Below are 24,702 nucleotides of genomic sequence, written 5' to 3' on the forward strand. Positions count from 1 at the left end.
GGTGCGTGCAGGTCAGGGCCCTGGCAGGGGGCTCAGCCGGCGGCGGCCCCGGGGTGGCGCAGACACCAGCCCGCCCAGGCCGACTCGACCATCTCGCGCACCCCGCGCGTCGCCGTCCATCCGAGCTCCTTCTCGGCGAGCGCCGAGGAGCCGACCGCGCGGGGCGCGTCACCCGGGCGGCGCGGCTCGACGGTCGCGGGCACCGGGACCCCGCTGACCTCCGCGATCAGATCGATCAGCTCCCGCACCGAGACACCCCGGCCGGTGCCGATGTTCAGCGTGAGGTCGCCGCTCGCGTCGGGCCGCGCCAGCCGGCGGGCCGCCGCCAGGTGCGCCTCGGCAAGATCGGCGACGTGGATGTAGTCGCGCACACACGTGCCGTCCGGCGTCGGGTAGTCGTCGCCGAAGATCCGCGGGGCCTCGCCGCGGGTGAGCCGGTCGAAGACCATCGGGATCACGTTATAGACGCCGACGTCCGCGAGGTGCGGCTCGGCGGCGCCGGCCACGTTGAAGTAGCGCAGGCAGACCGTCGCCATGCCGTGCGCGTGCCCGGCGGCCCGCACCAGCCACTCGCCGGCCAGCTTCGTCTCGCCGTAGGGGTTCACGGGAGCACAGGGGGAGGACTCGGTGATGAGGTCGGTGACCGGGATGTCGGGGTTCCCGTAGACCGCGGCGGACGACGAGAAGACGAACCGGCGCACGCCCGCGGCGGCGACCGTCTCCAGCAGCGTGGCGAGCCCGCCCACGTTGTCCCGGTAGTACGGCTCGGGCTTCGCGACCGATTCGCCGACCTGCTTGTGGGCGGCGAGGTGCACGACCCCGGTCACCCGGTGCTCGGCGCAGACGCGGCGCACCAGATCGGCGTCGAGCGCCGAGCCCCGCACGAGCGGCACGTCCGGGGACAGCCGGTCCGGCACCCCCGACGTCACGTTGTCCAGGACGACGACGCGCTCCCCGGCACCGGTCATCGCCCGTGCCACATGCGCTCCGATGTATCCGGCTCCGCCGGTGATCAGCCATGTCATGACGCACCACCCTAAGCGGGACAACGCAGTCGCGGGTTTGTCGGCCGGGCCCTTGATCGTCAATGATGCACGGGCGGCCTGGACCACGCAGCCCGCGTGGGACAGCGGCCGATCGGGCCGTGAACGGGCGATGAACGTCTGCCGCTCACCATCCGATAGCCTCTGCCGACATGCCGCCCGGCCACCCCCCGACGGGTCTGTGTTCCGGGCGCCTCCCCCTGCATGAGCCCGGCGCGCTCGCGTCGGCACCCAAGGAGTGAGTTCGCCTGTCGACCGCCATTGTCACCGGTCAGCCGGTTCCCGGGTCGTCCCTGGAGGGCGACCTGCGGACGCTCGGCTTCGACGTTCGGCTCGCCCCGGACGAGGCGGACGCCGAAGCGGCGCTCGCGGCCGTCCCCGGCGACCAGCGGGTCGCGGTCGTCGACGCGGGCTTCGTGGGCCACGTCCACGCCCTGCGCCTCGGCCTGACCGACCCGCGCTTCACTGTCTGTGCCGTCCCCGGCGCCGTCACCGCGCGGCCCGCGGGCCGCGCCGCCCTGGACCGGGCCGTCGAGGAGTCCGGCGCCGCCCCCGACGCCGTCGCCAAGAGCCTGGAGGCGGCCGGCACCGACGTGCACCGCCCCGACCTCGGCGAGCTCGTCGCCGCGGTCCCCGCCGACCCGCAGTCCCGCAACGAGGCCCGCCAGGCCGTCGCCGCCGTCGACGACGAGGCGATCCGGCTGCGCACCGCGGTCAAGGCGCGGGACGGCTTCTTCACCACGTACTGCATCAGCCCTTACTCCCGCTACCTCGCGCGCTGGTGCGCACGGCGCGGCCTGACCCCGAACCAGGTCACCACCGCGTCGTTGCTCACCGCCCTGATCGCGGCGGGCTGCGCGGCCACCGGCACCCGGCCGGGCTTCGTCGCCGCCGGGCTGCTGCTCCTGTTCTCCTTCGTCCTGGACTGCACCGACGGGCAGCTCGCCCGCTACTCCCTGCAGTACTCGACACTGGGCGCCTGGCTCGACGCGACCTTCGACCGCGCCAAGGAGTACGCCTACTACGCGGGCCTCGCGCTCGGCGCGGCCAACGCCACCGGCGACGACGTCTGGGCCCTGGCCCTCGGCGCGATGGTCCTCCAGACCTGCCGGCACGTCGTCGACTTCTCCTTCACCGAGGCGACCGCCGACGACACCGTCGCGACCGCCGACTCCCCCGCCGCCGCGCTCTCCGACAAGCTGGACAGCGTCGGCTGGACGGTCTGGGTGCGCCGGATGATCGTCCTGCCGATCGGCGAGCGCTGGGCACTGATCGCCGTCCTCACCGCGGTGACCACCCCCCGCGTCACCTTCTACGTCCTGCTGGTCGGCTGCGCGTTCGCCGCCTGCTACACCACCGCGGGCCGCGTCCTGCGCTCGCTGACCGGCAGGGCGCGGCGGCGCACCCCGCGGGCCGCCCAGGCCCTGGTCGAGCTGGCCGACACCGGCCTGCTGACCGGCGGGACCGTCCGCAAGCTGCGCGGCGGCGGCTACACCGCCCCGCTGCTCGCCGCCCTCGCCGCGGCGGTCCTCCTGACCACCGCCGCGATCTGCGGCTACGGCTCCTGGAGCGTCTTCGGCGCGGCCTGCGTCTACGTGATCCTCGCCTCGCTCGCCGTCTCCGGGCCCCTCACCGGCCCGCTGGACTGGCTGGTCCCGCCGCTCTTCCGGGCCGCCGAGTACGGCACGGTGCTGCTGCTCGCGGCCCGCGCGGAGGTGAACGGAGCGTTGCCCGCGGCTTTCGGCCTGGTGGCGGCGGTCGCCTACCATCACTACGACACGGTGTACCGCATCCGCGGCGGCACCGGCGCGCCCCCGCGCTGGCTGGTGCACACCATCGGCGGCCACGACGGCAGGACGTTGCTGGTCACCCTGGTGGCCGCGCTGCTCGCACCGACAGATTTCCCGCTCGCGCTCACGGTGCTCGCCGTGCTCGTGGCACTCGTGGTGCTCGCCGAGAGCATCCGCTTCTGGGTCGCCTCCGCCCGACGTGGGGCACCCGCCGTACACGATGAAGGAGAACCCGCATGATCGGCCTCGTCCTGGCCGCCGGCGCCGGCAGCCGGCTTCGCCCCTACACCGAGACGCTTCCCAAGGCGCTCGTGCCCGTCGCGGGCGAGGGAACCGACAACGAACTCTCCGTCCTGGACATCACCCTCAAGAACTTCGCCGAGATCGGCCTCACGGAGGTCGGCATCATCGTCGGCTACCGCAAGGAGGTCGTGTACGAGCGCAAGGCGGCCCTGGAGGCGAAGTACGGCCTCAAGCTGACGCTGATCGAGAACGACGTCGCCGAGAAGTGGAACAACGCCTACTCCCTGTGGTGCGGCCGTGACGCCATCAAGCACTCGGTGATCCTCGCCAACGGCGACACCGTGCACCCGGTCTCCGTCGAGAAGACGCTGCTCGCCGCCCGTGGCGACGGCAAGAAGATCATTCTCGCCCTGGACACGGTGAAGGACCTCGGCGAGGAGGAGATGAAGGTCGTCGTCGACCCCGAGCGCGGCGTCCAGAAGATCACGAAGCTGATGGACCCGGCCGAGGCCACCGGCGAGTACATCGGCCTCACCCTCATCGAGGGCGAGGCCGCCGACGAGCTGGCCGACGCCCTCAAGGCCACGTACGAGCGCGACCCGCAGCTGTACTACGAGGACGGCTACCAGGAGCTCGTCAACCGCGGCTTCAAGGTCGACGTCGCCCCGATCGGCGACGTGAAGTGGGTCGAGATCGACAACCACGACGACCTCGCCAAGGCCCGGGAGATCGCGTGCCAGTACTGACGAGGCTCATCCCCTCGCCGGTCGTCGTCGACATCCGGCCGGGGGCGATCGACGACCTGGCCGGGGTCCTCGCCGACCAGAGGATCTCGTCGTCCACCGGCCGGCTCGCCATCGCGATCAGCGGCGGCTCCGGCGCCGCGCTGCGGGCCCGCCTGGAGCCCTCGCTGCCCCGTGCCGACTGGTTCGAGGTCGGCGGCGGCACCCTCGACGACGCGATCCAGCTCGCCGACGACGTCAAGAAGGCCGGCCGCTACGACGCGATCGTCGGTCTCGGCGGCGGCAAGATCATCGACTGCGGCAAGTTCGCCGCGGCGCGGGTCGGCCTGCCGCTGGTCGCCGTCGCGACGAACCTGTCGCACGACGGCCTCTGCTCGCCCGTCGCGACCCTCGACAACGACGCGGGCCGCGGTTCCTACGGCGTGCCGAACCCGATAGCGGTCGTCATCGACCTCGACATCATCCGCGAGGCACCGGTGCGCTTCGTGCGCTCCGGCATCGGCGACGCCCTCTCCAACATCTCCGCGATCGCGGACTGGGAGCTGGCCGCCCGCGAGCGCGGCGAGGACATCGACGGGCTCGCGGCCGCCATGGCCCGCCAGGCCGGCGAGGCGGTCCTGCGCCACCCCGGCGGCATCGGCGACGACGGCTTCCTCCAGGTCCTCGCCGAGGGGCTGGTCCTCACCGGCATCGCCATGTCCGTCTCCGGCGACTCGCGGCCCGCCTCCGGCGCCTGCCACGAGATCAACCACGCCTTCGACCTCCTGCACCCCAAGCGCGCCGCCAGCCACGGCGAGCAGTGCGGCCTGGGCGCGGCCTTCGCGATGCACCTGCGCGGTGCCCGCGAGGAGTCCGCCTACATGGCCTCGGTGCTGCGCCGCCACGGCCTTCCCGTGACGCCCGAGGAGATCGGCTTCAGCGTGGAGGAGTTCGTCAAGGTCGTGGAGTTCGCTCCGCAGACCCGGCCGGGCCGCTACACGATCCTCGAACACCTCGCCCTCACCTCCGACCAGATCAGGGACGCATACGCCGACTATGCACAAGCCATCGGTAGCTGAGCTCCGCCCGGTCGTTCACCCCGCGGGCGTGAAGGACCGGCGCAGCGGCGAACACTGGGGCGGACGGCTGTACATGCGCGAGATCTCGCTGCGCATAGACCGCCACCTGGTGAACACCAAGGTCACGCCCAACCAGCTGACCTATCTGATGACCGTCTGCGGCGTCCTGGCCGCCCCCGCCCTGCTCGTGCCGGGCATCTGGGGTGCCGTCCTCGGCGTCGTCGCGGTCCAGCTGTACCTCCTGCTCGACTGCGTCGACGGCGAGATCGCCCGCTGGCGCAAGCAGTACTCGCTGACCGGCGTCTGGATGGACCGCGTCGGCGCGTACCTCACCGACGCCGCCGTCCTGGTCGGCTTCGGCCTGCGCGCCGCCGACCTGTTCGGCACCGGCCGGATCGACTGGCTGTGGGCCTTCCTCGGCACGCTCGCCGCGCTCGGCGCCATCCTGATCAAGGCCGAGACCGACCTGGTCGCCGTCGCCCGCGCGCAGAGCGGCCGCGAGCAGGTCAAGGAGTCCGCCTCCGAGATCAAGGCGTCCGGCATGGCCCTCGCCCGCAGGGCGGCGTCCGCGCTCAAGTTCCACCGCCTCATCCTCGGCATCGAGGCGAGCCTGCTGATCCTGGTCCTCGCCATCGTCGACCAGCTCCGCGGCGACCTGTTCTTCACGCGCCTCGGCGTGGCCGTGCTCGCGGGCATCGCGCTGCTGCAGACCCTGCTGCACCTCGTGTCCATCCTCGCGTCGAGCAGGCTGAAGTGAGCACCCCGGCAGGGTCCGCCCGGGTCGGCGCGGTGATCATCACCATGGGCAACCGCCCCGCCGAGCTGCGCGCCCTCCTCGACTCGGTCGCCAAGCAGGACGGCGACCCGGTCGAGGTGGTCGTGGTCGGCAACGGCTCGCCGGTCCCGGACGTCCCCGAGGGCGTACGGACCGTGGAGCTGCCCGAGAACCTCGGCATCCCCGGCGGGCGCAACGTCGGCATCGAGGCCTTCGGGCCCTCGGGCTCCGACGTGGACATCCTGCTCTTCCTCGACGACGACGGCCTGCTGCCGCTGACCGACACGGCGGAGCTGTGCCGCCGGGCGTTCGCCGCCGACCCGGAGCTCGGCATCATCAGCTTCCGGATCGCGGACCCGGACACCGGCGAGACCCAGCGCCGCCACGTGCCGCGGCTGCGCGCCGCCGACCCGATGCGCTCCTCGCGCGTCACGACGTTCCTGGGCGGCGCCAACGCGGTGCGCACGCGCGTCATCGCCGAGGTCGGGCCGCTGCCCGACGCGTTCTTCTACGCCCACGAGGAGACCGACCTCGCCTGGCGGGCCCTCGACGCGGGCTGGATGATCGACTACCGCGCCGACATGGTCCTGAACCACCCCACGACCGCCCCGTCCCGGCACGCGGTCTACCACCGCATGGTCGCGCGCAACCGCGTCTGGCTGGCCCGCCGCAACCTGCCCGCGCCGCTGGTCCCGGTCTACCTCGGCGTCTGGCTGCTGCTCACGCTGGCGCGCCGCCCTTCGGGCCCGGCGCTGCGGGCCTGGCTGGGCGGCTTCAAGGAGGGCTGGACCTCGGCCTGCGGGCCCAGGCGCCCCATGAAGTGGCGTACGGTGTGGCGCCTGACCCGACTGGGCCGACCTCCCGTCATCTGACAAGCTCGCATCTGAGAGCATGCGGACGAACCCCCGGCCCCAGGCTCCCGCCTTCGCCGATCAGGCTGCACTTTTGAAGACGAAAGTTCCTCTTGTGAGTGAGACAACGCATGACGGGCCGGTCGCGGTGACCGCGGCGCCGTCGCCCGACGACGGGCTCTCGCGGGCCGAGCTGGCCGCCAAGTACGGCCTGTCCGTCAGCGGAGCCCGCCCCGGCCTGTTCGAGTACGTCCGGCAGCTGTGGAGCCGGCGGCACTTCATCCTCGCCTTCTCCCAGGCGAAGCTCACCGCCCAGTACAGCCAGGCCAAGCTCGGCCAGGTCTGGCAGGTGGCGACGCCGCTGCTGAACGCGCTCGTCTACTACTTGATCTTCGGCCTCATCCTCGGCGCCAACCGGGGCATGGACCGGGAGGTCTACGTCCCCTTCCTGGTGACGGGTGTCTTCGTCTTCACCTTCACGCAGTCCTCCGTGATGGCGGGCGTCCGGGCCATCTCGGGCAACCTCGGCCTGGTGCGCGCCCTGCACTTCCCGCGCGCCTCGCTGCCGGTCTCCTTCGCGCTCCAGCAGCTCCAGCAGCTGCTGTTCTCGATGATCGTGCTCTTCATCGTGGCGTGCGCCTTCGGCAGCTACCCCGGCATGCGCTGGCTGCTGATCGTCCCGGCCCTCGTGCTCCAGTTCCTCTTCAACGTGGGCCTGGCGCTGATCATGGCGCGGGCCGGCTCGAAGACCCCCGACCTCGCCCAGCTCATGCCGTTCGTGATGCGTACGTGGATGTACGCGTCCGGCGTCATGTTCGCCATCCCGATCATGCTCAAGGACAAGCCGCAGTGGATCGCGGACGTCCTGCAGTGGAACCCCGCCGCCATCTACATGGACCTCATGCGCTTCGCGCTGATCGACGGCTACCCCAGCGGGTGGCTGCCGCCGCACGTCTGGGCGGTGGCCCTCGGCTGGGCCGTCCTCGTGGCGATCGGCGGCTTCATCTACTTCTGGAAGTCCGAGGAGCGCTACGGCCGTGGCTGATCTCGACAAGAAGACCGACGCGCGCGTCCCGACGGTCATCGCCGACGAATTGCACATCGTGTACCGCGTCAACGGCGCCAAGACCGGCAAGGGCAGCGCCACCTCCGCGCTGAGCCGCATACTCAAGCGCGGCGACGAGCGCGGGGTCCGCAAGGTGCACGCCGTGCGCGGCGTCTCCTTCACCTCCTACCGCGGCGAGGCGATCGGGCTGATCGGCTCGAACGGCTCCGGCAAGTCGACGCTGCTGCGGGCGATCGCCGGCCTGCTGCCCGCGGAGAAGGGCAAGGTCTACACCGACGGCCAGCCCTCGCTGCTGGGCGTGAACGCGGCCCTGATGAACGACCTGACGGGCGAGCGCAACGTCATCCTCGGCGGTCTCGCCATGGGCATGTCCCGTGAGGAGATCAAGGAGCGCTACCAGGACATCGTCGACTTCTCGGGCATCAACGAGAAGGGTGACTTCATCACCCTGCCGATGCGCACGTACTCGTCCGGCATGGCGGCGCGCCTGCGCTTCTCCATCGCGGCCGCCAAGGACCACGACGTCCTGATGATCGACGAGGCGCTGGCGACGGGTGACCGGTCGTTCCAGAAGCGCTCCGAGGCCCGCATCCGCGAGCTGCGCAAGGAGGCCGGCACGGTCTTCCTGGTCAGCCACAACAACAAGTCGATCCGGGACACCTGCGACCGCGTCCTGTGGCTGGAGCGCGGTGAACTGCGTATGGACGGTCCGACGGCCGAGGTACTGAAGGAGTACGAGAAGTTCACGGGCAAGTAACCGCCCGCCTTCCCTGCCGCGTCATAGGAGGCCCCACCGGAATCCACCGGTGGGGCCTCCGATATGCCTGTATCGGCCAACTATGCGGCCCCGGCCTCGGCGATCACGGTCAAGGGCGGGTCAACTTCCGTGCCCTTAAGGAATCTTGGCGGCGATCGGTGTGTTCTTGTGATGCGCAGAACACCCCGCCGCGGCGGCCATCGTTGTACAACGTAAGCTGTACCGGTGCTTATTCGCGGCAAGTAGGGCGATAATGCGCGATGTCCCGGCCCGATGGGGGAGGGCCGGTGGTGCGGACGGCCGGGCGGCGTGTCCGAAATAGGATGTATTGGGTCCGCAGTGTAGAACGGGAGATGTGACGGCAATGGCTACGGAAACTCTCCAGATCCACGAGGCTCTCGCCGTCGTCCCGGACGCGGACCGCGCCCGGTGAGCGCAGCTTCCCGTGAGCGCCCGGACTCCCCGCAGAGCCCGGCGAGCGCCACCCTCGACAAGGCAGCCGACGAGAACTTCCCGGTCGCCCCCTTCTTCCTGCCGCGCGCCTGGCGCGACGACCTGATGGCCGTCTACGGCTTCGCCCGCCTGGTCGACGACATCGGCGACGGCGACCTCGCCCCCGGTGGCGCCGACGCCCGGCTCCTGGGCGTGTCGCCCGAACGGGCCGACGACCGCCTCGCGCTGCTCGACGCCTTCGAGGCGGACCTGCGCCGGGTCTTCGACGCGACGCCCCACCACCCCCTGCTGCGCGCCCTGCAGCCCACCGTCCGGCGCCGCTCGCTCACCCCCGAACCGTTCCTCGGCCTGATCGAGGCCAACCGCCAGGACCAGCTCGTCACGCGCTACGAGACCTTCGACGACCTGCTCGCCTACTGCGAGCTGTCCGCCAACCCGGTCGGCCGCCTCGTCCTCGCCCTCACCGGCACCGCCACCCCCGAGCGCATCCGGCGCTCGGACGCGGTCTGCACGGGGCTCCAGATCGTCGAGCACCTGCAGGACGTCGCCGAGGACCTCGGACGGGACCGCGTGTACCTGCCCGCCGAAGACATGAAACAGTTCCACGTCCAGGAGTCGGATCTCGCCGCACCGTCCGCAGGCGCATCGGTGCGCGCCCTGGTCGCGTTCGAAGCGGAACGCGCCCTCCGGCTCCTGAATGAAGGCACCCCCCTGGTGGGTAGCGTCCACGGCAGGCTGAAGCTGTTGCTGGCCGGGTTCGTGGCCGGGGGGAAGGCGGCGGTGCACGCGATCACCGCCGCTTCGTACGACGTCCTTCCTGGACCGCCCAGACCCACCAAGCTCCAACTGCTGCGCGAGGTGGGAGCGACTCTGCGAGGAGAGGGGTGAGCAGAACCGTGGAGTCTGACCAGCAGACACCGGCACCGGTGCTCGCCGCATACAGCTACTGCGAGACCGTCACCGGCCACCAGGCCCGCAACTTCGCCTACGGCATCCGACTGCTGCCGACCGCGAAGCGGCGCGCCATGTCGGCGGTGTACGCGTTCTCGCGCCGCGTCGACGACATCGGCGACGGCACGCTGGCACCGGAGGTGAAGGCGCAGCGGCTCGACGAGACCCGGGCGCTGCTCGGCCGGGTCCGCGACGGCGAGGTCGACGAGGACGACACCGACCCGGTGGCCGTCGCGCTCGCGCACGCCGCGAACAGGTTCCCGATCCCGCTCGGCGGGCTCGACGAGCTGATCGATGGCGTCCTGATGGACCTGCGCGGTGAGACCTACGAGACCTGGGACGACCTGAAGGTGTACTGCCGGTGCGTCGCCGGCGCCATCGGGCGGGTCTCCCTGGGCGTGTTCGGCACCGAACCGGGGGCGCGCGGCGCCGAGCGCGCGCCCGAGTACGCCGACACGCTCGGGCTCGCGCTCCAGCTGACCAACATCCTGCGCGACGTCCGCGAGGACGCCGCCGACGGGCGCACCTACCTGCCCGCCGACGACCTGGCCAAGTTCGGCTGCTCGGACGGGTTCAACAGCTCCGTGCTGCCGGTCGGCTCCGACTTCGAGGGGCTCGTCCACTACGAAGTGCGTCGCGCCCGCGCCCTGTTCGCCGAGGGCTACCGGCTGCTGCCGCTGCTCGACCGGCGCTCCGGCGCCTGCGTCGCCGCGATGGCCGGAATCTACCGGCGGCTGCTCGACCGCATCGAGCGCGAACCGCAGGCGGTGCTCCGCGGCCGCGTCTCGCTGCCCGGCCACGAGAAGGCGTACGTCGCCGTGCGGGGCCTGTCCGGGCTCGACACCCGGACCGTCTCCCGGGCCGCGCTCAGGAGGCGCGCCTGATGGACAGTCCGGTGCTCGGTGTCGGCTCCGCCGCACAGGGGCGCGCAACCCTGCGGGGTGGCACGGCGTCCCTGCATGCGACGGCCTGCCGCGCGTCCGTCCCGTCCGGCACCGCTGCGGAACCCCGCCGCACGCCGGCCGAACGCCCCGGGGGCGGCACCGAGGGAGAGGGCGCATGAACACCGGCACCACGGCACCGCGGACGCGCGACGCGGACGACGGCGAAGCGCCGGCACCGCCCACCGCGGTGGTGGTCGGCGGCGGGCTGGCCGGCGTGACCGCGGCCCTCGCGCTCGCCGACGGCGGCATGGACGTGACGCTCCTCGAAGGGCGGCCCCGCCTGGGCGGCCTCGCCTTCTCCTTCAAGCGCGGCGACCTCACCGTCGACAACGGCCAGCACGTGTACCTGCGCTGCTGCGCCGCCTACCGCTGGTTCCTCGACCGCATCGACGCCACCGCGCTCGCACCCGTGCAGGAACGTCTCGACGTGCCGGTGCTCGACGCGGACCGCGACCGGCTCGGCCGGTTGCGGCGCAGCGCGCTGCCCGTGCCGCTGCATCTGGCCAGGAGCCTCGCCACCTACCCGCACCTCTCCCTCGCCGAGCGCGCGAGCGTCGGCCGGGCCGCCCTCGCCCTCAAAGGCCTCGACCTCGACGATCCCGCCCTCGACGAGCAGGACTTCGGCTCCTGGCTCGCGGCGCACGGCCAGTCGCCACGGGCCGTCGAGGCGCTGTGGGACCTGGTCGGCGTCGCGACCCTGAACGCGGTGGCGGGAGACTCCTCGCTGGCCCTCGCCGCCATGGTGTTCAAGACCGGACTCCTCTCCGACCCCGGCGCCGCCGACATCGGCTGGGCCCGGGTGCCCCTCGGTGAACTCCACGACACCCTCGCCCGCAAGGCGCTCGACGGCGCGGGCGTGCGCATCGGGCTCCGTACTCGCGTCACCTCCATCTCCCGTATGGAGAACGGCCGTTGGGGCGTCGAAGTTCCCGAAGGACCGGACACTTCGGGCCAGATCCTCGCCGCGGACACCGTGGTGCTCGCGGTCCCGCAGCGCGAGGCGCACGACCTGCTGCCCGAGGGCGCGCTCGACGACCCGGACCGGCTGCTGGCCATCGACACCGCGCCGATCCTGAACCTGCACGTCGTCTACGACCGCAAGGTCCTCAAGCGCCCCTTCTTCGCCGCGCTCGGCTCCCCGGTCCAGTGGGTCTTCGACCGCACCGACGCCTCCGGGCTGACCGAGGGCCAGTACCTGGCGGTGTCCCAGTCGGCCGCGCAGGACGAGATCGACGAGCCCGTCGCCGCCCTGCGCGCGCGCTACCTCCCGGAACTGGAGCGGCTGCTGCCCGCCGCGCGCGGCGCCACCGTGCACGACTTCTTCGTCACCCGGGAGCGGACGGCGACCTTCGCCCCCGCCCCGGGCGTCGGCGCGCTGCGGCCCACGAACCGCACCCGCGCCCCCGGCCTCTACCTGGCCGGCGCGTGGACCGCCACCGGGTGGCCCGCGACCATGGAAGGCGCCGTCCGCAGCGGAACCGGCGCCGCGGACGCGGCGCTCACCGCACTCGGCCGCCCGCGCGGCCACCTTTTCCGGGAGGCGACGTGAGTACCGCCCGCACCCCGGCAGCAACGCCGACATCGGTCAAACAAGGAGAGACTGTGCCACCTGTGCCCTCGGCCGGAACGGCCGCCGACGCGGTGGACGTGACCGCGCTTCTGGAGCGCGGCCGAACCCTGGCCACGCCCGTGCTCAAGGAGGCCGTGGGCCGCCTCGCGGCTCCCATGGACACCGTCGCCGCCTACCACTTCGGCTGGATCGACGCGCACGGCAACCCCGCCGACGGCGACGGCGGCAAGGCCGTGCGCCCGGCCCTCGCCGTGCTCTCCGCGCAGGCCGCGGGCGCCGCCCCCGAGGTCGGGGTGCCCGGCGCCGTCGCGGTCGAGCTCGTCCACAACTTCTCGCTGCTCCACGACGACCTGATGGACGGCGACGAGCAGCGCCGCCACCGCGACACCGTGTGGAAGGTGCACGGACCCGCGCAGGCCATCCTGGTCGGCGACGCGCTGTTCGCGCTGGCCAACGAGGTGCTCCTGGAGATCGCCTCGGTCGACGCGGGCCGCGCCACGCGCCGCCTGACCACCGCCAGCCGCGCCCTGATCGACGGTCAGGCGCAGGACATCTCCTACGAGCACCGCGAGCGCGTCAGCGTCGAGGAGTGCCTGGAGATGGAGGGCAACAAGACCGGCGCGCTGCTCGCCGTCGCCTCCTCCGTCGGCGCGGTCCTCGGCGGCGCCGACGACGCCACCGCCGACGCCCTGGAGACGTACGGCTACCACCTCGGCCTCGCCTTCCAGGCCGTCGACGACCTGCTGGGCATCTGGGGCGACCCCGAGTCCACCGGCAAGCAGACCTGGAGCGACCTGCGCCAGCGCAAGAAGTCCCTGCCGGTCGTCGCCGCGCTCGCCGCGGGCGGCCCGGCCTCCGAGCAACTCGGCGAACTGCTCGCCGCCGACGCGAAGAACAACGACTTCGACACCTTCTCCGAAGCGGAGTTCGCCGCCCGCGCCGCCCTCATCGAGGAGGCCGGCGGGCGCGCGTGGACCAGCGAGGAGGCGCGGCGCCAGCACACCGTCGCCCTCGAAGCCCTGGACTCCGTCCAGATGCCCGACCAGGTGCGCGCCCAGTTCGCGGCGCTCGCCGACTTTGTCGTCGTACGAAAGAGATGATCACTATCGGCCGCATATGACGCGCGTCGCCGGCCGGTGTCCCGCCAGGGCATCGGCCGACGGTTACCCAGCAGAGAAGAACCACTGCACGAAGGGATAGCCATGACAGCGACGACCGACGGAAGCACCGGAGCCGTGACTCCCGAGGCGACCTCGGCCACCACTGCCCCCCTGACCGACACGACCCCCGAGGCGGCCGGAACACCCAGCGCCGCCGGCCGAGCCATACAGCGCGCCACGGACTTCCTGCTCGCCCGGCAGGACGCCCAGGGCTGGTGGAAGGGCGATCTCGACACGAACGTGACGATGGACGCCGAGGACCTGCTGCTCCGCCAGTTCCTGGGCATCCGCGACCGGGCCACCACCGACGCCGCCGCCCTGTTCATCCGCGGGGAGCAGCGTGAGGACGGCACCTGGGCCACCTTCTACGGCGGCCCCGGCGACCTCTCCGCCACCATCGAGGCCTACGTCGCCCTGCGCCTCGCCGGGGACGCCCCCGACGCCCCGCACATGGCCCGCGCCTCCGCATGGGTCCGCGAGCGCGGCGGCATCGCCGCGAGCCGCGTCTTCACCCGGATCTGGCTGGCCCTGTTCGGCTGGTGGAAGTGGGACGACCTCCCCGAACTGCCTCCGGAACTCATCTACTTCCCGAAGTGGATGCCGCTCAACATCTACGACTTCGGCTGCTGGGCGCGGCAGACCATCGTGCCGCTCACCATCGTGTCCGCGAAGCGCCCGGTGCGCCCGGCACCGTTCCCGCTGGACGAGCTGCACACCGACCCGGGCGATCCCAACCCGGCCAGACCCCTGGCACCGGTGGCCAGTTGGGACGGCGCCTTCCAGCGGCTCGACAAGATCATGCACGGCTACCGCAAGGTCGCCCTCAAGCGGCTGCGGAAGTCCGCGATCAACACGGCCGCCCGCTGGATCATCGAGCGCCAGGAGAACGACGGCTGCTGGGGCGGGATCCAGCCGCCCGCCGTCTACTCCGTCATCGCCCTGCACCTGCTCGGGTACGACCTCCAGCACCCGGTGCTCAAGGCCGGGCTCGCCTCCCTGGACCGGTTCACCGTGTGGCGCGAGGACGGCGCCCGGATGATCGAGGCCTGCCAGTCCCCGGTCTGGGACACCTGCCTCGCGACCATCGCGCTGGCCGACGCCGGGGTCCCCGCCGACCACCCGAGCCTGCTCAAGGCCGCCACGTGGATGATGGACGAACAGATCGACCGGCCCGGCGACTGGTCCGTGCGCCGACCGCAACTGGCCTCCGGCGGCTGGGCGTTCGAGTTCGAGAACGACAACTACCCCGACATCGACGACACCGCCGAGGTCGTGCTCGCGCTGCGCCGGGTGGCCCACCCGGACCGGGCGCGGCTGGAGCGGGCCATCGAGCGCGGGGTGAGCTGGAGCGTCGGGATGCAGTCGAAGGACGGCGCGTGGGCCGCCTTCGACGTCGACAACACCAGCCCGTTCCCCAACCGGCTGCCGTTCTGCGACTTCGGCGAGGTCATCGACCCGCCCTCGGCCGACGTCACCGGGCACGTCGTGGAGATGCTCGCCGTCGAGGGCCGGGCGCACGACCCGCGGACCCGGCGCGGCATCGACTGGCTCCTCGCCGAACAGGAGGAGAGCGGCGCCTGGTTCGGCCGCTGGGGCGTCAACTACGTCTACGGCACCGGCTCGGTGGTGCCCGCGCTGACCGCGGCCGGGCTGCCCGTCTCGCATCCGGCGATCCGGCGCGCGGCCGACTGGCTCGCCTCCGTCCAGAACGAGGACGGCGGCTGGGGCGAGGACCTGCGTTCCTACCGCTACGAGGACTGGAAGGGCCACGGCGTCTCCACCGCCTCCCAGACCGCCTGGGCGCTGATGGCGCTGCTCGCGGCCGGCGAGCGGGACACCAAGGCCGTCGAGCGGGGGATCGAGTTCCTCGTCGGCACCCAGACCGAGGACGGCACCTGGGACGAGCCGTACTTCACCGGGACCGGCTTCCCCTGGGACTTCTCGATCAACTACCACCTGTACCGGCACGTCTTCCCGCTGACGGCGCTCGGCCGGTACGTCCACGGCGAGCCGTTCGCCGACCGGGCCGCCCTCGCGGCCGAGGGACGCTGATGACCCGGGACCCGGCGGCCGGGCCGCCGGCCACCGCACCGCTGCTCGTCGCCTGCGCGCTGGGCATCGAGCAGTTCGCCCTGCGCACCGGGAGCCGCGCCGGAGCCACCGCGCCGGTGACCGTGGTGCGTACGGGCATGGGCCCCAGAGCCGCCGAACGGGCCATGGCCCGCGCCCTCGCAGGCGGAGCGCTCGGCGACGCCGCCGTGGTCGCCACCGGCTTCTGTGCCGGGCTCGCGCCCGGCATGCACCCCGGCGACCTGGTCGTGGCCGAGGAGACCCGCGACGCGCACGGCCACACCCCCTGCGCGGGCACGGAGCTGTTGGTGAAAGAGCTGGTCAGGACGGTGCCGGGGCGGACCGTGCACACCGGCCCGCTCATCGGCTCCGACCATGTGATCCGCGGTCACGAGCGCGGCGACCTGCTCGCGACCGGGGCGATCGCCGTCGACATGGAGTCGGCGGCCACCCTGCGCGCCGCCACGGCGGCGGGCGGGTCCGGCGGCCGTCCGGTTGCGGCTGTCCGGGTGGTCGTCGACGCTCCAGAACATGAACTCGTCCGGATCGGCACGCTGCGCGGTGGAGTATCTGCTTTCCGCGTCCTGCGCGCCGTCCTGCCCGCATTTTTCGAATGGCACCGTTCTTTGCTGCTCCCTCGGAGGTGAGCCAAATGGTCATGCCGCTTCGTCAGTCCATCAAGGTTGCGACGTATCTCGCTGAACAGAAGATCCGCAGGCGGGACAAGTTCCCGCTCATTGTCGAACTGGAACCGCTTTTCGCCTGCAACCTGAAATGCGAGGGCTGCGGAAAGATCCAGCACCCGGCCGGCGTGCTCAAACAGCGCATGCCCGTCGCCCAGGCCGTGGGCGCCGTGCTGGAGTCGGGGGCGCCGATGGTGTCGATCGCCGGCGGTGAGCCGCTGATGCACCCTCAGATCGACGAGATCGTGCGGCAGTTGGTCGCGAAGAAGAAGTACGTCTTCCTGTGCACCAACGCGATGCTGCTGCGCAAGAAGATGGACAAGTTCACGCCGTCGCCGTTCTTCGCGTTCACCGTCCACATCGACGGCATGCGCGAGCGGCACGACGAGTCCGTCGCCAAGGAAGGCGTCTTCGACGAGGCCGTCGAGGCGATCAAGGAAGCCAAGAAGCGCGGCTTCCGGGTCACCACGAACTCGACCTTCTTCAACAACGACACCCCGCAGAACATCATCGAGGTGATGAACTACCTCAACGACGACCTCGCCGTCGACGAGATGATGATCTCGCCCGCGTACGCTTACGAGAAGGCCCCCGACCAGGAGCACTTCCTCGGCGTCACCCAGACCCGCGAGCTGTTCAAGAAGGCCTTCGCGGGCGGCAACCGGCGGCGCTGGCGGCTCAATCACTCGCCCCTGTTCCTCGACTTCCTGGAGGGCAAGGTCGACTTCCCGTGCACCGCGTGGGCCATCCCGAACTACTCCCTCTTCGGCTGGCAGAAGCCCTGCTACCTGATGAGCGACGGCTACGTGCCGACGTACCGGGAGCTGATCGAGAAGACCGACTGGGAGGCGTACGGCCGTGGCAAGGACCCGCGGTGCGCCAACTGCATGGCGCACTGCGGCTACGAGCCGACCGCGGTCCTCGCGACCATGGGCTCCCTCAAGGAGTCCCTGCGCGCGATGACCGAGACCGTCGCCGGGAACCGTGGGTGACGGTGCCATGAGTTCCGGAGAGCCCGTCTCACTGGGCCTCCCCGAGGTACCGGTCCGGCCCCTGGCCGCACGGCGCGAGAGCCGTCGCATCCAGGTCGGACCGGTGGCCGTGGGGGGCGGAGCACCGGTGTCCGTGCAGTCGATGACGACGACACGGACCGCCGACATCGGGGCCACGCTGCAGCAGATCGCCGAACTGACCGCCTCCGGCTGCCAGATCGTGCGGGTGGCGTGCCCCACGCAGGACGACGCGGACGCCCTGGCGACCATCGCCGAGAAGTCGCAGATCCCGGTGATCGCGGACATCCACTTCCAGCCGAAGTACGTGTTCGCGGCGATCGACGCCGGCTGTGCGGCGGTCCGCGTCAATCCGGGCAACATCAAGCAGTTCGACGACAAGGTCAAGGAGATCGCCGAGGCGGCCCGGGACCGCGGCACCCCGATCCGCATCGGGGTCAACGCCGGCTCGCTCGACCCCCGCCTGCTCCAGAAGTACGGCAGGGCGACCCCGGAGGCGCTCGTCGAGTCGGCCCTGTGGGAGGCGTCGCTCTTCGAGGAGCACGGGTTCCGCGACATCAAGATCTCGGTCAAGCACAACGACCCGGTCGTGATGGTCAACGCCTACCGGCAGCTCGCCGCCGCGTGCGACTACCCGCTGCACCTGGGCGTGACGGAGGCGGGCCCCGCCTTCCAGGGCACCATCAAGTCCGCGGTGGCCTTCGGCGCGCTGCTCTCCGAGGGCATCGGCGACACGATCCGCGTCTCCCTGTCCGCGCCGCCCGCCGAGGAGGTCAAGGTCGGCATCCAGATCCTGGAGTCGCTCGGCCTGCGGCAGCGGCGCCTGGAGATCGTCTCCTGCCCCTCCTGCGGCCGCGCCCAGGTCGACGTCTACAAGCTCGCCGACGAGGTGAGCGCGGGACTCGACGGCATGGAGGTGCCGCTGCGGGTGGCCGTCATGGGCTGTGTCGTGAACGGTCCGGGGGAGGCCCGCGAGGCCGACCTCGGTGTTGCCTCCGGCAACGGCAAGGGGCAGATCTTCGTCAAGGGCGAGGTCGTCAGGACGGTGCCCGAGTCGAAGATCGTGGAGACGCTGATCGACGAGGCGATGAAGATCGCCGAGCAGATGGAGAAGGACGGCGTCGCGTCGGGTGCGCCCGGCGTCACCGTGAGCTGAGTTTCTGAGGTTCGGACGGGAAGGGGGCTCGAGCGTGACGATTCTGGAGACCATCCGGGGGCCGCGCGACCTGAAGGCGCTGAGCGAGGAGGAGCTCGGCGAACTGGCCGGTGAGATCAGAGAGTTCCTGATCCACGCGGTCGCCAGGACCGGCGGACACCTCGGACCCAACCTGGGCGTGGTGGAACTCACCATCGCACTGCACCGGGTCTTCGAGTCACCCGTCGACCGGCTGGTCTGGGACACCGGCCACCAGAGCTACGTGCACAAGCTGCTGACAGGACGTCAGGACTTCTCCAAGCTGCGCGGCAAGGGCGGGCTCTCCGGCTACCCCTCGCGCGAGGAGTCCGAGCACGACATCGTGGAGAACAGCCACGCCTCCACGGCACTCGGCTGGGCCGACGGGCTCGCCAAGGCCCGGCAGGTGCAGGGGGAGCGCGGGCACGTGGTCGCCGTCATCGGGGACGGGGCGCTCACCGGCGGCATGGCCTGGGAGGCGCTGAACAACATCGCGGCCGCCGGGGACCAGCCGCTGATCATCGTCGTCAACGACAACGAGCGCTCCTACGCGCCGACCATCGGCGGCCTCGCCAACCACCTCGCCACCCTGCGCACGACCGACGGCTACGAGAAGGTGCTCGCCTGGGGCAAGGACGTCCTGCTGCGCACCCCTGTCGTCGGGCACACCGTCTACGAGTCCCTGCACGGCGCCAAGAAGGGCTTCAAGGACGCGTTCGCACCGCAGGGCATGTTCGAGGACCTCGGCCTGAAGTACGTCGGCCCGATCGACGGCCACGACGTAGGAGCGATGGAGTCCGCGCTGCGCCGGGCCAAGCGCTTCCACGGGCCCGTCCTCGTGCACTGCCTCACCGAGAAGGGACGCGGCTACGAACCCGCCCTCGCGGACGAGGCCGACCGCTTCCACACCGTGGGCGTGATGGACCCGCTGACCTGCGAGCCGCTCGCCCCCGCCGGCGCCCCCTCCTGGACCTCCGTCTTCGGGGACGAGATCGTCGCCGTCGCACGGGAACGCGAGGACGTCGTCGCCATCACCGCGGCCATGCTCCACCCGGTGGGCCTGACGAAGTTCGCCCAGGAGTTCCCGGACCGCGTCTGGGACGTCGGCATCGCCGAGCAGCACGCCGCCGTCTGCGCGGCGGGCCTCGCGACCGGCGGCCTGCACCCCGTCGTCGCCGTCTACGCGACCTTCCTCAACCGCGCCTTCGACCAGCTCCTGATGGACGTCGCACTGCACCGCTGCGGGGTGACGTTTGTGCTCGACCGGGCCGGCGTCACCGGCGTCGACGGCGCCTCGCACAACGGCATGTGGGACATGTCCGTCCTCCAGGTCGTGCCCGGCCTGCGGATCGCCGCGCCGCGCGACGCCGACCAGCTCCGGGCACAGCTCAGGGAGGCCGTCGCGGTGGACGACGCGCCGACCCTGCTGCGCTTCCCCAAGGAGTCCGTCGGCGCGCCGCTGCCGGCCCTCGACCGGATCGGCGGCATCGACGTCCTGCACCGCGCGGACGCGGCCCGGGTCCTGCTCGTCTCCGTCGGCGTGATGGCGCCCGTCTGCCTCCGGACCGCCGAACTCCTGGAGGCGCGGGGCGTCGCCTGCACGGTGGTCGACCCGCGGTGGGTGAAGCCGGTCGACCCGGACCTCGCGCCGCTGGCCGCCCGGCACGAACTCGTCGCCGTCGTCGAGGACAACAGCCGTGCCGCGGGCGTCGGTTCCGCGGTCGCGCTGGCCCTCGGCGAGGCCGAGGTCGACGTCCCCGTACGGCGGTTCGGGATCCCCGAGCAGTTCCTGGGGCACGCCAAACGGGCCGAGGTGCTCGCCGACATCGGCCTGACCCCGGTGGAGATCGCGGGCCGCATCAGCACGAGCCTCAACCTGAAAGCCAGCACATCCGAGAAGGCCGGCAAGGAGAACGACGTATGAGCAAGGAGTTCGACCTCGGCAGGCTGCTGGCCGAGCGCGGTGGCGAACGGTACGAGCTGCACACCAAGTACCTCAACCACCAGCTGCCGAAGATGCTCCACACCATCGGCTTCGACCGGGTGTACGAGCGGGCCGAGGGCGCGCACTTCTGGGACGCGGACGGCAACGACTACCTGGACATGCTCGCGGGCTTCGGCGTCATGGGCCTGGGGCGCCACCACCCCGTCGTCCGCAAGGCGCTGCACGACGTCCTGGACGCCTCGCTCGCCGACCTGACCCGGTTCGACTGCCAGCCGCTGCCGGGCCTGCTCGCCGAGAAGCTGCTCACGCACAGCCCGCACCTGGACCGGGTGTTCTTCGGCAACAGCGGGACGGAGGCGGTCGAGACCGCGCTGAAGTTCGCCCGCTACGCCACCGGCAGACCCCGCGTCCTCTACTGCGACCACGCCTTCCACGGCCTGACCACCGGCTCCCTGTCGGTCAACGGCGAGGACGGCTTCCGCGACGGGTTCGCGCCGCTGCTGCCCGACACGGCCGTGCCCCTCGGCGATCTCGACGCGCTGGCACGGGAGGTGAAGAAGGGCGACGTCGCGGGGCTCATCGTCGAGCCGATCCAGGGCAAGGGCGTGCACGAGGCACCGCCCGGCTATCTGCGTGCCGCGCAGGAACTCCTGCACCGGCACAAGGCGCTGCTGATCGCCGACGAGGTGCAGACCGGCCTCGGCCGCACCGGCGACTTCTACGCCTACCAGCACGAGGACGGCGTCGAACCCGACCTGGTCTGCGTGGCCAAGGCGCTCTCCGGCGGGTACGTGCCGGTCGGCGCGACGCTCGGCAAGGACTGGATCTTCAAGAAGGTCTACTCGTCCATGGACCGCGTCCTCGTCCACTCGGCGAGCTTCGGGGCCAACGCGCAGGCCATGGCGGCGGGCCTCGCGGTCCTCACGGTGATGGAGGACGAGGAGACCGTCGCGCACGCCCGGGTCATGGGCGAGCTCCTCGCGAGCCGCCTCACCGCGCTCGTCGACCGCTACGAGCTGCTGAGCGACGTCCGCGGGCGCGGCCTGATGATCGGCATCGAGTTCGGCCGGCCCAAGTCCCTGAAGCTGCGCAGCCGCTGGGCCATGCTGCAGGCCGCGCGCAAGGGCCTGTTCGCGCAGATGGTCGTGGTGCCGCTGCTCCAGAAGCACCGTATCCTCACCCAGGTCTCCGGCGACCACCTCGAAGTGATCAAGCTGATCCCGCCGCTCGTGGTGGACGAGGCCGACGTCGAGCGGTTCGTGGAGGCGTTCACGGCCGTGATGGACGAGGCGCACAGCGGGGGCGGGCTGATGTGGGACTTCGGCAGGACGCTGATCAAGCAGGCGGTCGCCAACCGCTGACCGGGCACGCCCGCTTTGCCTCTGAGGCAAGAAAATTGCCTGACAGGCAGGGCTCTGGTCTGATCGGGACCATGAGCCCTGCCCTCCCGGAGGAGACTCCGGTCCCCCCGGAGCTGCCCACCGTCGCCCCGCAGCTGCGCGCCCTGCGCCGCCGCGCGGCCCTCACCCTGGAGGCCGCGGCCCGCGCCGCGGGCCTGTCACCGGCCCACCTGTCCCGGCTGGAGACCGGGCAGCGCCAGCCGTCGCTGCCGATGCTGCTCGCGCTCGCCCGCATCTACGGTACGACCGTCTCCGAACTGCTGGGCGAGACCCCCGCCGACCGGGACGCCGTGGTGCGCTCCCGCGCCATGGAGGCGACCGAGGCCGGCGGCTGGACCTACTTCCAGGCGGGCTCCCCGGGCCGCGGCATGCAGGCGCTGCGCGTCCACGTGCCGTACGGGTCGCAGGGCGACATCGTCCGCGTCCACCCCGGCGAGGAGTGGCTCTACGTCCTCGAAGGACGGCTGCGCCTGCGCCTGGGGGACACGTCCTACCAGCTCGACCCCGGGGACAGCGCGCACTTCGACTCGCTCACCCCGCACCGGATCGCCGCCGCGGACCGGGCCGGGGCCGAGCTGCTTTTCGTCCACACCTTGTTGCAGACTCCGACGGCCGCGCTGTGTCTCGGCCCGGCGGCCGGCCCGGTCCGGGAGGTATGACCATGAGCGACGCCACCGAGCCCACCGCGGGGGAGCGGCCCGCCCGGCGGGACATCGAGGACAAGCTGCCGCGCGGCATCTGGGTGCGGGTCCTGGTGTACGTCTTCGCGGGACACGCCCTCGCGGCCTTCCTCTACATGCTCTTCGCGCTGGGCGGCGGGCAGTAGCCCGCCCTCAGACCAGGAGACGCTCGCGCAGCCGGTCCCGGTCGGCCGCGCCGAACCGCAGGCCGTCCTCGAAGTAGCGGTCCACGCTGCCCCAGGTCTGCTCGATGGTCTCGAAGGCCGCGTGCAGATAGGCGGCGCGGGCGTCGAAGAGGGGGCTGAGCAGCTCCATGATCTCGGGGGAGTAGGCGTCGCCCGCGGTGGCGCTGCGGCGCACCTTGTAGCGCCGGTGCGTGGCGTTGGACTCCAGGTAGTCCGCCTCGATGGCGTCGCGCTCCACGCCGACGGCGAGCAGCGTCACCGCGATCGACAGGCCCGCGCGGTCCTTGCCCGCCGCGCAGTGCATCAGGGCGGGCGTGCTGTCCTCGGCGAGGGCGTGCAGGACGCGGCTGTGCTCGGCGGTGCGCTGCGCGATGATCGAGCGGTACGACGTGATCATGCGGTTCGCCGCGCGGCCCTCGGCGAGCAGGGCACGCAGCTGGTCTATGTCGCCGTCGCGGACCATCTGCCAGAACTCGGCTCCGTCCGCCGGGTCGGACAGCGGCAGGTTCACGTTGCGCGTCCCGGGCAGCTCGACGTCGGCGCCCTCCAGGCGCTGGTCGGCGGCGTTGCGGAAGTCGAAGACGGTGTGTAGGCCGAGACCGGCGAGGAACGCGGCGTCCTCGGCGGTGGCGTGGGCGAGGTGACCGCTGCGGAAGAGCACACCCGCGCGCACGCGCCGGCCGTCCACGGTCGGCAGACCGCCCACGTCACGGAAGTTGCGCACTCCGGACAGCTCGGGCTCGGTGGACGGGGCGTGCTGGGTCACGGGGGCTCCTCCCGGTCGGGTCACCGGCGTCCCTCGCCGGCGAACGCGCTCCTGACGATACGACATGGATTCCCGGGGCAACCTTCTGTCCGTTTCAACCCTTTTATTACTAACTATCCATAAATCAAAGGGGATTAAGCGGTTCGCGTGAGCAGACTCATATCCGTGACCGTCCGTGGCGGCGGCCCTGAATTCCGGCGGCGGGAATTCCCAGAAGGTAAGGGCCTGGCAAAGCAGGGTTATCCACACAGCGTGACACGGGGAACTCCCAGACGATCAAGAAAGCGCCCCTGCCGGTGAATTCGACGGTTGTCGCCGTCCGATTCCTCTGCCTACTGTCGCCCTTCCATCCGGACGGAACGCCTAATCCTGCCGCCGCCCGGATTCCGGACCACGACCCGTGACGGCAGGAGCGGGGGACCCACAGGCAGTACGCCGCCGGAATTCCCCAAGCGGCTCGGGGTGAAGCCGGATCCCTCAGCGGAACCGGCCGGGCAGCTCCAGCCCGAACCCGACAGCTCACCTCGCAGGCGACGGAGAGGAAAAGCGCCATGCCCGCCAAGGGACAGCACCGCCGTTCGAAGACCCAGCGCATCGCCCGCGCCGCCGCCGTCGTCTCGGCCGGCGGGGCCGCGCTCGCCCTGCCGCTCATGGGCGCCACCGGCGCCCACGCGGCCACCGGCGACGCCGCCGCCAAGCCCACGACGTACACCGTCAAGGCCGGTGACACGCTCGTGAAGATCGCCGAGGCGCAGGACGTCGACGGTGGCTGGCAGAAGCTGTACGAGACCAACAAGAAGGTCGTCGGCTCCGACGCCGGTCTCATCAAGCCCGGCCAGAAGCTCACGCTGGAGGGCGCGGCCCCGGCCGCGGCTCCGGCCACCACGACGGACTCCACCGCCGCCACCGGGTCCGCCACGTCCGCCACGGGCTACGTGAAGCCCGTGGACGGCTCCATCGGCACGGCCTACCACGCCTCCGGCTCCTCGTGGTCGAGCGGCTACCACACCGGCACCGACTTCGTGGTCTCCACCGGCACCGCCGTCAAGGCCGTCGGCCCCGGCACCGTCGTCTCCGCCGGCTGGGACGGCAGCTACGGCAATGAGGTCGTCATCAAGCACGCCGACGGCGACTACTCGCAGTACGCCCACCTGTCCTCGCTCGGCGTCTCGGCCGGGCAGACCGTCACCGCCGGCCAGCAGATCGGCCTCTCCGGCGCCACCGGCAACGTCACGGGACCGCACCTGCACTTCGAGATCCGCACGACCCCCGACTACGGCTCCGACATCGACCCGGTGACGTACCTGCGCGACCACGGCGTCAGCATCTGAACCATGTGAGCCACCCGCACCACCCGCACCACCTGCATCACCCGCGCCCGTCCA

Annotated in this window: 22 protein-coding genes and 1 riboswitch; of the genes, 20 read left to right on the forward strand and 2 right to left on the reverse strand. The window is 71.6% G+C overall.

Going from position 1 to position 24,702, the window contains the following annotated elements:
• Window positions 1–32 precede the first annotated feature (32 nt).
• Window positions 33–1,025: a UDP-glucose 4-epimerase GalE gene (gene galE / locus ACIBW6_RS00885; RefSeq protein WP_399055108.1), complete on the reverse strand. Its 993-nt coding sequence runs from the start codon at window positions 1,023–1,025 to the stop codon at window positions 33–35.
• Window positions 1,026–1,291: 266 nt separating this feature from the next.
• Here galE and ACIBW6_RS00890 point away from each other — a divergent pair, with 266 nt between their 5' ends.
• The 19 genes from ACIBW6_RS00890 to ACIBW6_RS00980 all read left to right on the forward strand — a co-directional run bounded on the left by ACIBW6_RS00890 (window position 1,292) and on the right by ACIBW6_RS00980 (window position 22,512).
• Entirely contained in the window at window positions 1,292–3,073 is a 1,782-nt protein-coding gene (locus tag ACIBW6_RS00890; protein ID WP_399056359.1) for a DUF5941 domain-containing protein, read from the forward strand.
• Window positions 3,070–3,822 carry a sugar phosphate nucleotidyltransferase gene (locus ACIBW6_RS00895; RefSeq protein ID WP_399055110.1) on the forward strand — a complete coding sequence of 251 codons (753 nt, stop codon included), beginning with the start codon at window positions 3,070–3,072 and terminating at the stop codon, window positions 3,820–3,822. Before ACIBW6_RS00890 ends, ACIBW6_RS00895 begins: the two co-directional genes overlap by 4 nt.
• Window positions 3,810–4,877 carry an iron-containing alcohol dehydrogenase family protein gene (locus tag ACIBW6_RS00900; protein WP_399055112.1) on the forward strand — a complete coding sequence of 356 codons (1,068 nt, stop codon included), beginning with the start codon at window positions 3,810–3,812 and terminating at the stop codon, window positions 4,875–4,877. Before ACIBW6_RS00895 ends, ACIBW6_RS00900 begins: the two co-directional genes overlap by 13 nt.
• Window positions 4,855–5,634: a CDP-alcohol phosphatidyltransferase family protein gene (locus tag ACIBW6_RS00905; protein WP_399055114.1), complete on the forward strand. Its 780-nt coding sequence runs from the start codon at window positions 4,855–4,857 to the stop codon at window positions 5,632–5,634. The genes ACIBW6_RS00900 and ACIBW6_RS00905 overlap by 23 nt, the downstream gene beginning before the upstream one ends.
• A gap of 44 nt (window positions 5,635–5,678) precedes the next feature.
• Window positions 5,679–6,524: a glycosyltransferase family 2 protein gene (locus tag ACIBW6_RS00910; protein WP_399056361.1), complete on the forward strand. Its 846-nt coding sequence runs from the start codon at window positions 5,679–5,681 to the stop codon at window positions 6,522–6,524.
• Between the two features lie 94 nt (window positions 6,525–6,618).
• On the forward strand, window positions 6,619–7,548 hold the full coding sequence (locus tag ACIBW6_RS00915) for an ABC transporter permease (RefSeq protein ID WP_399055116.1): 930 nt from the start codon (window positions 6,619–6,621) through the stop codon (window positions 7,546–7,548).
• Window positions 7,541–8,326 (forward strand): ABC transporter ATP-binding protein, encoded by a 786-nt coding sequence (locus ACIBW6_RS00920; RefSeq protein ID WP_399055118.1) that lies wholly within the window; start codon window positions 7,541–7,543, stop codon window positions 8,324–8,326. The genes ACIBW6_RS00915 and ACIBW6_RS00920 overlap by 8 nt, the downstream gene beginning before the upstream one ends.
• 429 nt (window positions 8,327–8,755) lie before the next feature.
• Window positions 8,756–9,667 carry a squalene synthase HpnC gene (gene hpnC, locus ACIBW6_RS00925; RefSeq protein WP_399055120.1) on the forward strand — a complete coding sequence of 304 codons (912 nt, stop codon included), beginning with the start codon at window positions 8,756–8,758 and terminating at the stop codon, window positions 9,665–9,667.
• Window positions 9,664–10,614, forward strand: a complete 951-nt coding sequence (gene hpnD / locus ACIBW6_RS00930; RefSeq protein WP_399055122.1) for a presqualene diphosphate synthase HpnD — start codon at window positions 9,664–9,666, stop codon at window positions 10,612–10,614. The genes hpnC and hpnD overlap by 4 nt, the downstream gene beginning before the upstream one ends.
• A 175-nt stretch (window positions 10,615–10,789) precedes the next feature.
• Entirely contained in the window at window positions 10,790–12,223 is a 1,434-nt protein-coding gene (gene hpnE, locus ACIBW6_RS00935) for a hydroxysqualene dehydroxylase HpnE (RefSeq protein ID WP_399055124.1), read from the forward strand.
• Between the two features lie 62 nt (window positions 12,224–12,285).
• Window positions 12,286–13,344 (forward strand): polyprenyl synthetase family protein, encoded by a 1,059-nt coding sequence (locus ACIBW6_RS00940; RefSeq protein ID WP_399056363.1) that lies wholly within the window; start codon window positions 12,286–12,288, stop codon window positions 13,342–13,344.
• A 102-nt stretch (window positions 13,345–13,446) separates the two neighbouring features.
• Window positions 13,447–15,456 (forward strand): squalene--hopene cyclase, encoded by a 2,010-nt coding sequence (gene shc, locus ACIBW6_RS00945; protein WP_399055126.1) that lies wholly within the window; start codon window positions 13,447–13,449, stop codon window positions 15,454–15,456.
• Window positions 15,456–16,121, forward strand: coding sequence for a 1-hydroxy-2-methyl-2-butenyl 4-diphosphate reductase (locus ACIBW6_RS00950; RefSeq protein ID WP_399055129.1), 666 nt, complete (start codon window positions 15,456–15,458; stop codon window positions 16,119–16,121). Before shc ends, ACIBW6_RS00950 begins: the two co-directional genes overlap by 1 nt.
• Before the next feature lie 5 nt (window positions 16,122–16,126).
• Entirely contained in the window at window positions 16,127–17,149 is a 1,023-nt protein-coding gene (gene hpnH / locus ACIBW6_RS00955; RefSeq protein WP_399055131.1) for an adenosyl-hopene transferase HpnH, read from the forward strand.
• 7 nt (window positions 17,150–17,156) lie between these two features.
• Complete coding sequence (ispG, locus tag ACIBW6_RS00960) at window positions 17,157–18,323, forward strand: flavodoxin-dependent (E)-4-hydroxy-3-methylbut-2-enyl-diphosphate synthase (protein ID WP_399055133.1); 1,167 nt, start codon at window positions 17,157–17,159, stop codon at window positions 18,321–18,323.
• 34 nt (window positions 18,324–18,357) lie between these two features.
• The gene (gene dxs / locus ACIBW6_RS00965; RefSeq protein ID WP_399055135.1) at window positions 18,358–20,265 is read left to right on the forward strand and encodes a 1-deoxy-D-xylulose-5-phosphate synthase; all 1,908 of its coding nucleotides are present in this window, start codon (window positions 18,358–18,360) and stop codon (window positions 20,263–20,265) included.
• Complete coding sequence (locus ACIBW6_RS00970; RefSeq protein ID WP_399055137.1) at window positions 20,262–21,647, forward strand: aspartate aminotransferase family protein; 1,386 nt, start codon at window positions 20,262–20,264, stop codon at window positions 21,645–21,647. The genes dxs and ACIBW6_RS00970 overlap by 4 nt, the downstream gene beginning before the upstream one ends.
• Window positions 21,648–21,718: 71 nt before the next feature.
• Complete coding sequence (locus ACIBW6_RS00975; protein WP_399055139.1) at window positions 21,719–22,345, forward strand: helix-turn-helix domain-containing protein; 627 nt, start codon at window positions 21,719–21,721, stop codon at window positions 22,343–22,345.
• Between the two features lie 2 nt (window positions 22,346–22,347).
• Window positions 22,348–22,512, forward strand: coding sequence for a DUF6126 family protein (locus ACIBW6_RS00980; protein WP_399055141.1), 165 nt, complete (start codon window positions 22,348–22,350; stop codon window positions 22,510–22,512).
• A gap of 7 nt (window positions 22,513–22,519) precedes the next feature.
• On the opposite strand, the gene ACIBW6_RS00985 is transcribed toward ACIBW6_RS00980, so the two are convergent.
• On the reverse strand, window positions 22,520–23,317 hold the full coding sequence (locus tag ACIBW6_RS00985; protein ID WP_399055143.1) for a tyrosine-protein phosphatase: 798 nt from the start codon (window positions 23,315–23,317) through the stop codon (window positions 22,520–22,522).
• Window positions 23,318–23,667: 350 nt separating this feature from the next.
• Window positions 23,668–23,863: riboswitch (cyclic di-AMP (ydaO/yuaA leader) on the forward strand.
• Between the two features lie 5 nt (window positions 23,864–23,868).
• Here ACIBW6_RS00985 and ACIBW6_RS00990 point away from each other — a divergent pair.
• A complete protein-coding gene (locus ACIBW6_RS00990; RefSeq protein ID WP_399055145.1) occupies window positions 23,869–24,648 on the forward strand; it encodes a peptidoglycan DD-metalloendopeptidase family protein in 780 nt (259 codons plus the stop codon).
• Window positions 24,649–24,702 lie beyond the last annotated feature (54 nt).

The organism is Streptomyces sp. NPDC049813 (genome assembly GCF_044465085.1).
Taxonomy (GTDB): domain Bacteria; phylum Actinomycetota; class Actinomycetes; order Streptomycetales; family Streptomycetaceae; genus Streptomyces.